The organism is Paraburkholderia sp. LEh10 (assembly GCF_017814945.1).
GTDB lineage: Bacteria > Pseudomonadota > Gammaproteobacteria > Burkholderiales > Burkholderiaceae > Paraburkholderia.
Genome location: NZ_JAGIPX010000133.1, coordinates 1 through 8507 on the forward strand (window position 1 = coordinate 1; position 8507 = coordinate 8507).

Below are 8507 nucleotides of genomic sequence, written 5' to 3' on the forward strand. Positions count from 1 at the left end.
CGGGCAAACTCGACTTCTCCGCATTCAACTCGCATGCCCGCTGACGGCCGTTACCCACTGCATTTTCAAAAGAGCCCAAAAGACAGACTACATCGGCCAACCTGACAGAGCTGTTCAACCACGTCTGCTCTTTGACACCTCGGCAGCGGCTTCAAGTTGGCTCCTTGCTGCTTTGACTGCCTGCTGGCTGGTATTGTGCAAATTGTCATATAGCGTATTGGCGGCTGAGATCGCCGAGTTCATGGCGAACATGGCGGGTTCAGCGCCGGTTGGCACCTTCTTGGCGAAGGCCTGCATCATCATCTGCAGTTGGCGGCCGTACGCTTCACCCTGCACCTGTGCAATCCGTCCGAATTCGGCTTGAGCTACTAGCAAAATGTCGACGGCCTGACGGCTGTAGGTCTGGACTCTCTCGGATATCGGCGTAGCAAAGCTGTCTTGCACTGTGAGCCAGTCGCGAGGCTCCTTTGCCGCCAACGACTTATGCACCAGTTCAAACACGTCGGCGAGTGTCGCACGTGTCAACTGCATATTGAGGGTGCGAAATTTTTGAGTGCCCTCAGCAGACTTGTTGCTAAGGTCAAGGAAACAATCGAGACTTACCTTCTGGATTTCTACAACGTGCTCACAGTTCAGCATCATTAAGCTCCTATATGGGACGACTTGGACATAAATGCGGCGGATTTTCCGCCAAAAGTAAGTCGAGGAAAAACTCTTTGATGCGCTCACCACAATAGGCTAATCGGCAGTAGACGGCGATAACCCGCTAACGCTTGCCAAAATGCTTTCGTGCGTTATCAAATCTTTCCTCATGACCGAGGCCACGGACGAGGCATAGAGGCAAATGGGGCGCCATTTCCGATACCGATGCAAATACAATCTTGATAAACGCCGGCTCCCATTCCTCCGCCATGCGGACGTCTCGGGTCTCTACCAAAGTGACGACAACTAGCTTGCCAAACACGGTGCAATTTATGTGCCAGTCATTAACCGGTCTGAATAAATCACCAGCACGACATGGTGATCGCTAATCATTAAACTGGCTGTCTGGTTTGTTCAATTGCCGACGTCATATGTTGGACATCGAAACATAGAACCGATGCCTACGAGGTCGTTGACCTGCAGCTCCGTCCACATTCTCACGAATGGCACATGGGACGCGCGAACAGGTTGGGGGAACTCGGTGGAATTGCCTGATACGCACTAAAGAAGTGCTCGACCACATTTGTCGGCTCTGGTACAAATGTGCAAGTGGAATCGGCTAAAAGCCGTAAAAAAATGATGGACGGGGCTGTTAAAAAATTTCATCATTGTTTCGGTAACGGAAAGGACATGGCGAAACCGATACTCGATGATGAATTGTGGGCACTCACCGAACCCTTGCTGTCCCCCACCCAAACCACGCCGTTCACACTACCCCGGGACGCAAACCACTGCAGTCGGCTTCGCGTAGCCTTGCAAGAAGCAGTTCCTGCAGTCGGTCCCAGACGCCGGCGGCCCGCCAGTCGCGCAGACGGCGCCAGCAGCTCATCCCGCTGCCGCAACCCATCTCGTGCGGCAGCAGGCATAGACTGGTCGCGCGTGGTCGTCGACTCCTCCTCGATCCGCGCGGTTGGTGCGGGTCAAAAACGGGACCCAATCCCACTGACCGTGCGCGACCAGGTTCAAAGCACCACCTCATCACCGAAGCGCAAGGCATCCGCTCCCGGTTCCGCTGGGTGACATCGTGGCGGTTGGCGCCAGTGAGGCTTCACGCGCTGGTTGACGCCATCCCGCGCATCGCCGGCAAACCCGGCCGCCCGCTTTCGAAAACCCGGATCGTTCAAGGAGACCGAGGCTACGATCACGACATATACCGTCGTCCACTACACGCTGCGGGCATCGACACTAAAAATCGCCCGACGAGGCGAACCTCACGGCAGCGGACTGGGCAAAACCCGCTGGGTCGTCGAGCGCACCATCTCCTGGCTTCACAACTTCCGACGGCTGCGCATCGGCTTCGAACGTCTTGCATTCATCCATGAAGCCTTCATGAAAATCGCATGCTGCATCATCTGCTGGAGAAGACGGCTCTGTCAGGTTGGCCGATGTAGTCTGTCTTTTGTGGCATAGGAGTAGTTATCCTTATTAGTTAGCCCCGTCTTCGGCCGCAGTGACAGTCCAGCCATGCCACGTCGCAAAACGTTTCTGGAGCGCGGTACGATGACATGCCGCGTTCATCTGGTGTCTAAGCAAAGCGAAGTGCTGCCGGATCGGGCCGAAGCATGAGAGAAATGCCTGCATGCGACGCGCTTCGCGAAAGCCGCATATCTGGCGTTCGCGCCTGCGGGTTGGCTGGTGGCTGTTCTCGGCACGGTTGTTCACGCGTGCAGCCGCTTTGACGAAGACGTGCTTCACATGCACGAGCTCGGGAATGTCAGCCTTCGCCGCCGCATAGCCGCGCAACTGGTCGGTCACGATCTTGCGCGGCACCGGGTTTGAACGCAGCACCCTGAGGAAGAAGCGCTTTGCCGCTGCCTTGTCGCGCCGCTTTTGCACCAGCACGTCCAGTTCAGCACCATGCTCATCGACGGCTCGCCACAACAGATACGGCTCGCCGCGCGGCGTCACGAACATCTCGTCGAGGTGCCACGTACTGCCCGGCTTGCGTCGCGCGGCCTTGGCGCATTGGGCGAATCTGGCGCCAAACTTGTCGCACCAGCAACGGATCGTCTCATACGTGACGACAACACCACGCTCGAGCAGCAACTCCTCAACGTCGCGCAGGCTCAGGCTGAACCGGAAATACCAGCGAACTGCGCAACTGATGACGACGGCAGGGAAGCGGTGGCCGTGATAGAGCGGTTGGGTCTTCTTCATCACCTCATTCTACCGCCCCTCTCCGACCTGGACAGAGCCGTCGGGAGCTTCACTGCGATGGCTCGGCAGGCGCGCGGAGCGGCGAGCGTCGATCGACGTCAGATCCCGAGCGCGGCCATTTTCTTGTAGAAGGTCGCGCGTCCGATACCGATCCGTGCGGCCGCCTTCGATACGCATCCATCCACGGATCGCAGTGCGGCACTGAGAAACCGCTTCTCGAACATCCGCATCGCGTCTTCGTAATTTGCTTCATTGCTATCCACGTCACGCGCCTCGCCCTGTTCGCGGACAAATTCTGGATCGGAGATCGTCGCGTCGACGTCGTTGACGAACGCAGCCAGCATGTTCGCGTCGATGCACTGGCGATCGGAAAACATCACGGCCCGTTCGAGCGTGTTGCGCAATTCGCGCACATTACCCGGCCACGCGTGCTCACGAAGCAGTTGCTGCGCATCTTCACTGAGTTCCGGGCGGCCGATCCCGTAGTGTGCCGCCAGATCATCGAGAATCATGTCCGAAAGTGCGGCGATATCGTGCGCACGCTCTCTCAACGGCGGTATACGAATGGTGAGCACGTTGAGCCGATAGTAAAGGTCGGCGCGGAAGCGGCGTGCGGCGACGAGTTCGGGAAGCGCGACTGAGGTCGCCGCAATGATTCTCGCATTGCTCGCGACCACGCGATTCGAGCCAAGCGGCTCGAATTCCTTTTCCTGAAGCACGCGTAGGAGCTTGCTCTGCAGCGAAAGCGGCATGTCACCGATTTCGTCCAGGAAAAGCGTGCCGTCGCTAGCCAGTTCGAACTTACCCACGCGGCCCTTGCGGTCGGCGCCCGTATACGCGCCTGCGGCAGCGCCGAACAGCTCGACTTCTAGCAACGAATCGGGAATCGCCGCGACGTTGACTGCGACAAACGACTTGTCGGCGCGCGCCGATGCCCCATGTATCGCGTGGGCGATCAATTCCTTGCCGGTACCGGTTTCACCGAGTAGAAGCACGGGAGAATCGACCTGGGCCGCGCGTCGCGCGATGCGCTTCACTTCTACGCTGGCAGGACTCGTGCCGACGAAATTCGACAGGCCGTATCGGGCTCGCCGTGTGTGTGCAAGCGCATGTCGCGTCGCGATGAGCTCTGCTTGCAAGCGCGAATACTGGCTGAAGAGCGGTGTGAGTGCTCTCAATTCTCCAAAGAGGGCGAAGCCGATGGCGCCGATGGTGGCACCGTTGTCATCCTTCAGTGGCAATCTCGTCACGACGAAAGGTTCGTGCTCGGTTTCAAGTATGTCCAGCAGGATGGGCCTTCCGGTTTCGACGACTTCTCGCATGAGGCTGTTGGGGATGACGGCCTCGCAATCGAGACCAATCGCGGTCTTGGGATCGGCAAAGCCGAAGTGAGCAGCATATTTTTCACTGATCCAGACGACTCTGGCCTGTCGGTCGACGATCAGGGTTCCCTCGCTCGAATTGTTAAACGTGTCGAAGAGCGAACGCATTGCGCGCCCCGACACATAGCTGTAGTCGTTCAGGATGGTATCGAGCTCGGTTGCCATTCGGATTTTCTCCTTGTTGTGCGACAGTGCCGCCCGGTCCCGCTCGCTGCGGGCCGTCTCGGATTGGAGACGAAGGCGAGAAGTGTCTCTACTTGTGGACTCGCGCGGGAGTGGGAATTCCCCCTACTATTGCTGTTCTTTCGCTCGTGCGGGCAGATTTCAGTAAATGAAATGTGGATTCCTCAATGTTGGTTACTGGATCGGGATCGCAGGAAAGGCGGTGAAGCGGCCTTTGAGCGTTGAGGGCGCGGCGAGCCGATGGTTACGTGGCTGCGCGCGTGCAATGCCGTGTCGGTAATTGGCATGGATGCTGCTCGTGGTCGATCGACGCCAGGGACGGCGTTTCGTCCGTTTGCATCTCGGCGCGGTTGGCGAAGTGTTGATCCACTCCACGGAACCAGTCAGCCGCTCCGGACAGGATTGCCCCCCAAGTCGCTTGCTTCGTCTGCAGTATCCATACAAGTAAAGGAGACGTCATGCAACTGCTTTCACGACGCCAATGGCGATGGATTGTCGGTTTCTTCGTCGCGCTGGCGACGACTTGCGCGTTGGCCGCGGTCACGCCCGGCCCCGGAACCTGGAGTGCGCAGCAGACCTGGGCTCAGGATGCCGTGAATGGCGGCAATCTGACCGGCTATTACTATTGGCCGGCGAACCAGCCCACGACTCCGAACGGCCAGCGGGCGCTGATACTGGTGCTGCACGGTTGTCTGCAGACCGCGTCCGGCGATGTGATTAATAACAGCAGTGCGGCCGGTTTCAACTGGAAAGCGATTGCAGATCAGTACGGTGCCGTAATTCTGGCGCCGAACGCGACCGGCAACGTTTATGGCAACCACTGCTGGGATTATGCGAACACATCCCCGAACCGTAGTGCCGGGCATGTCGGCGTGCTGCTGGATCTGGTGAACCGGTTTGTATCGAATTCGCAGTACGCGATCGATCCCAATCAGGTGTACGTCGCAGGCCTGTCCTCGGGCGGTGGCATGACGATGGTGCTGGGTTGCATTGCCCCCGACATCTTCGCCGGAATCGGGATCAATGCCGGGCCGCCGCCGGGAACGACTACGGCGCAGATCGGTTATGTGCCGAGCGGCTATACGGCGACGACGGCTGCGAACCAGTGCAAGGCGTGGGCGGGATCCAACATCGGCAAGCTCTCGACGCAGATTGCCGGCGCGGTCTGGGGGACATCGGATTACACGGTCGCGCAGGCGTACGGCCCGCTCGACACGGCAGCTTTTCGAATCCTTTACGGCGGCACCTTTACCCAAGGCTCGAAAGTGACGATTCCGGGTGGCGGAACGAACACGCCGTATTCCGACAGCAGCGGAAAGGTTCGGACGCACGAGATCTCGGTTTCCGGCTTGTCGCACGCATGGCCGGCCGGTTCCGGCGGCAACAACGCGAACTACGTTGATGCCAGCCACATCAACTATCCGGCATTCCTGATGGACTATTGGGTCAAGAACAACCTTCGCTCGGTGTCAGGGCCGGCCCCGTCAGGCTCCGCACCGACCGGCCTCGCAGTATCGGGTACGACACAGACGACCGTCTCTCTCTCGTGGAATGCCGTTGCTAACGCAACCAGTTACAACGTCTATCGCAACGGAAGCAAGGTGGGCTCATCCCCGTCTGCCAGCTATACCGATTCAGGGTTGATCGCAGGAACGGCCTATTCCTATACCGTGACCGAAATAGATCCGAATGCGGGTGAGAGTGCCCAATCGTCGTCGGTGTCGGCGACGACGCAATCGAGCTTCGCGTGTACCGAGACGACGGCCACGAACTATGCACATGTGCAGGCGGGCCGTGCGCATGATTCTGGCGGCACGGCCTATGCGAACGGGTCGAATCAGAGCATGGGGCTGGACAACGTCTTTTATTCGAACACGCTGGCGCAGACGTCGGCCGCACACTACGTCATCGGCAATTGTCCGTAACACGGGGCGTGCGCGATGAACGCCTGAACGGACGGTCTGGTCCGTGCAGGCAAACGTAACTGCCAGCAGATAAAATTCACGCCGCATGTGGCACAGAACACGCCGGGTCGATCCGGAGTCCGCCGGCGGAGCCTGCTGCGGGACCTTGTACGAACTACCGCAACAGGTGGGCTTGCTACCGAAGGGGACGCTGCTGTGGGCCGCTTCGGTCGGACAGAATGTCAAGCCGAACCGGCGCATGGCGATCCGCATCCATGGCAGCGACGATGGGGGCGATCATCTCATATGATCCGGCAATAAAATATTGAAACTTTGAGCGCAACACATTGTCGGAATGTGGTGTGGAAAAAATCGACTCCCGAACCTTGCCGATGGCGGCACTGAATGAACGCCGTCGCCGCGCGGTGAAGATGCGCATCGAAGGCGTAGCGTTGAAAGAGGTGGCGCTGCGTTGCGAGATGTCGCCCACGACGGTGATTGCGGCCTGCAAGGCGTACGAGGCGGGCGGCTGGCGTGCCGTGGATGTCGGGCCTCGCGGTCGTCCGTCGGGTACCGGACGCAGCCTGAGCGCAGATCAGGAGCGGGTCGTGCAGAAAATCATCCAGGACCGCACACCTGACCAGTTGAAAATGCCTTATGCCCTGTGGACCCGTCAGAGCGTGGCCGAAGTGATCGAACAACGGTTCGGCATCCGTGTGCCGGTTCGTACGATGGGGCTGTATCTGTCGCGCTGGGGCTTCACCCCGCAAAAGCCATTGAAGAAGGCTTATGAGCAATCGCCGGCGGCGATCAGGAAGTGGCTCGATGAAGACTATCCTGCCATTGCGCAGCGGGCCCAGGCTGAAGGAGCCGAAGTCCACTGGGGCGATGAAACCGGGCTGCGCTCCGACGATGTTCGGGGCCGCGGTTACGCGCCCACGGGAAAGACACCGGTGCTCAAGGTCAACGCGAAGCGTGCCGTCCTGTCGGTCATCTCCACCGTGACGAATAAAGGACAGATGCGCTGGAAGATCTTCGACGGTGCGCTGAACACCGGCATCCTGATCCTGTCCGTTATGCGGCTTGATTTCAACATTTTATTGCCGGATCAATAAGCACGTGTGCGACGTGAAGTCGCGTCAGTTATGGTCTCGGCCCGTAAGTGATACGGCTCGCGCGGTACAGGCGTCTTCTGCCTCGCTACCTCATCAAGCTCGCCAAATTGGGAGGGTATCTCGCACGTGCCAACGATCCACCGCCGGGCAATAAGGTAATCTGGCGCGGCATGCATCGCCGCATCGATATCGAACTCAGGTACCAACGACACATGAAGAACTATTTAGTTTTACCGATTACAGAAACTGTAGACGACCTTAATTCTGGATAGCTGAACGGTGCGTCAATGCCATGATTTTGCAGACTTTGCCTTGCCTCGCGCTAAGCGTGGAGTATGAAATATCACTGCGTCGGCAGAAATGATGGAGATGATATAAATCAAACGAGGTGTTTTTTACCGTGCTAAGCTTGATATCCAAAGGGTTCGACGCCAAGCCAGTTGGCGTTGGCGGGTGAAGCGCAGAGACCTTGCGTAACAGCACCGGCAACAGCCGCTTGAAACAGTAAATATGTCCTCGACCCGAGCAGTCAGTTGACGGAGTTTTAGCAGATTTGTCGCGCCAGTATCGGTTCGCAGTCCAGATCGATATTGAGAATACCTTACGAACAGGAAATTGACATGTACCCACTGACTTGGCTTTGGTGCCCCCAATACCATTATTCTTTGAGCGGTACGGTAGACCAAACCATGGAATTGCGAGGTTCCCGCAACCCGCAAACTGAAAAATCTATTACGCAGAGGTATTCATATGGTTCTCAGCTCAAGCGAATTCTTGCAGTCTTGGAACCAATAGCCGAGGAATTTTATAAAAATCATCCCCATGACGATTCGACACCTGCAAAAGGTGAATTCGATCATATGCTCAACGATATCAAGGCAATCCGGTCCGTAAGACAGACAACGAAATCGGAAAAAACTTGGACTGCATCGGATATCGCTGAAGTCATGACGAGGTGGAAGGATGAGTCAAAGCGGTCTACGTATCTAGTCGGCCCTGAACAATTCGTCCTTTGTGCCGCCGCCGTCACACCATCAGGTCGGCGGCGATGCTGAAGTTAAGCA

The 8507-nt window shown here is 57.7% G+C and carries 5 protein-coding genes and 4 pseudogenes; 5 read left to right on the forward strand and 4 right to left on the reverse strand.

Annotated features, from left to right (window positions below; translation table 11 throughout):
- Positions 1 to 114 precede the first annotated feature (114 nt).
- Positions 115 to 642, reverse strand: coding sequence for a TIGR01841 family phasin (gene phaP / locus J8I87_RS42560; protein WP_245254590.1), 528 nt, complete (start codon positions 640 to 642; stop codon positions 115 to 117).
- A 690-nt stretch (positions 643 to 1332) separates the two neighbouring features.
- On the opposite strand from phaP, the pseudogene J8I87_RS46595 reads away from it, so the two are divergent.
- Positions 1333 to 1433: pseudogene (locus J8I87_RS46595) on the forward strand (IS5/IS1182 family transposase); the annotation flags it as partial.
- Between the two features lie 8 nt (positions 1434 to 1441).
- Here J8I87_RS46595 and J8I87_RS42565 read toward each other — a convergent pair.
- Positions 1442 to 1561 (reverse strand): annotated as a pseudogene (locus J8I87_RS42565) (IS5/IS1182 family transposase); the annotation flags it as partial.
- Between J8I87_RS42565 and J8I87_RS46600 the strand changes: the two are divergent.
- A pseudogene (locus J8I87_RS46600) lies at positions 1552 to 2112 on the forward strand (transposase); the annotation flags it as partial. The pseudogenes J8I87_RS42565 and J8I87_RS46600 sit on opposite strands and share 10 nt — an antisense overlap.
- A gap of 15 nt (positions 2113 to 2127) precedes the next feature.
- Here the strand turns inward: J8I87_RS46600 and J8I87_RS42575 are convergent.
- Together J8I87_RS42575 and J8I87_RS42580 are read right to left on the reverse strand one after the other, a co-directional pair.
- Positions 2128 to 2859 carry an IS6 family transposase gene (locus tag J8I87_RS42575; RefSeq protein WP_209938569.1) on the reverse strand — a complete coding sequence of 244 codons (732 nt, stop codon included), beginning with the start codon at positions 2857 to 2859 and terminating at the stop codon, positions 2128 to 2130.
- A gap of 98 nt (positions 2860 to 2957) precedes the next feature.
- Positions 2958 to 4406 (reverse strand): sigma-54-dependent Fis family transcriptional regulator, encoded by a 1449-nt coding sequence (locus J8I87_RS42580; protein ID WP_209938571.1) that lies wholly within the window; start codon positions 4404 to 4406, stop codon positions 2958 to 2960.
- A 476-nt stretch (positions 4407 to 4882) separates the two neighbouring features.
- On the opposite strand from J8I87_RS42580, the gene J8I87_RS42585 reads away from it, so the two are divergent.
- From J8I87_RS42585 to J8I87_RS42595, 3 genes and pseudogenes are all read left to right on the forward strand, one after another.
- Complete coding sequence (locus J8I87_RS42585; RefSeq protein WP_209938573.1) at positions 4883 to 6349, forward strand: PHB depolymerase family esterase; 1467 nt, start codon at positions 4883 to 4885, stop codon at positions 6347 to 6349.
- A gap of 341 nt (positions 6350 to 6690) precedes the next feature.
- Positions 6691 to 7413: pseudogene (locus J8I87_RS42590) on the forward strand (IS630 family transposase); the annotation flags it as partial.
- 650 nt (positions 7414 to 8063) lie between these two features.
- Complete coding sequence (locus J8I87_RS42595) at positions 8064 to 8498, forward strand: hypothetical protein (protein WP_209938576.1); 435 nt, start codon at positions 8064 to 8066, stop codon at positions 8496 to 8498.
- Positions 8499 to 8507 lie beyond the last annotated feature (9 nt).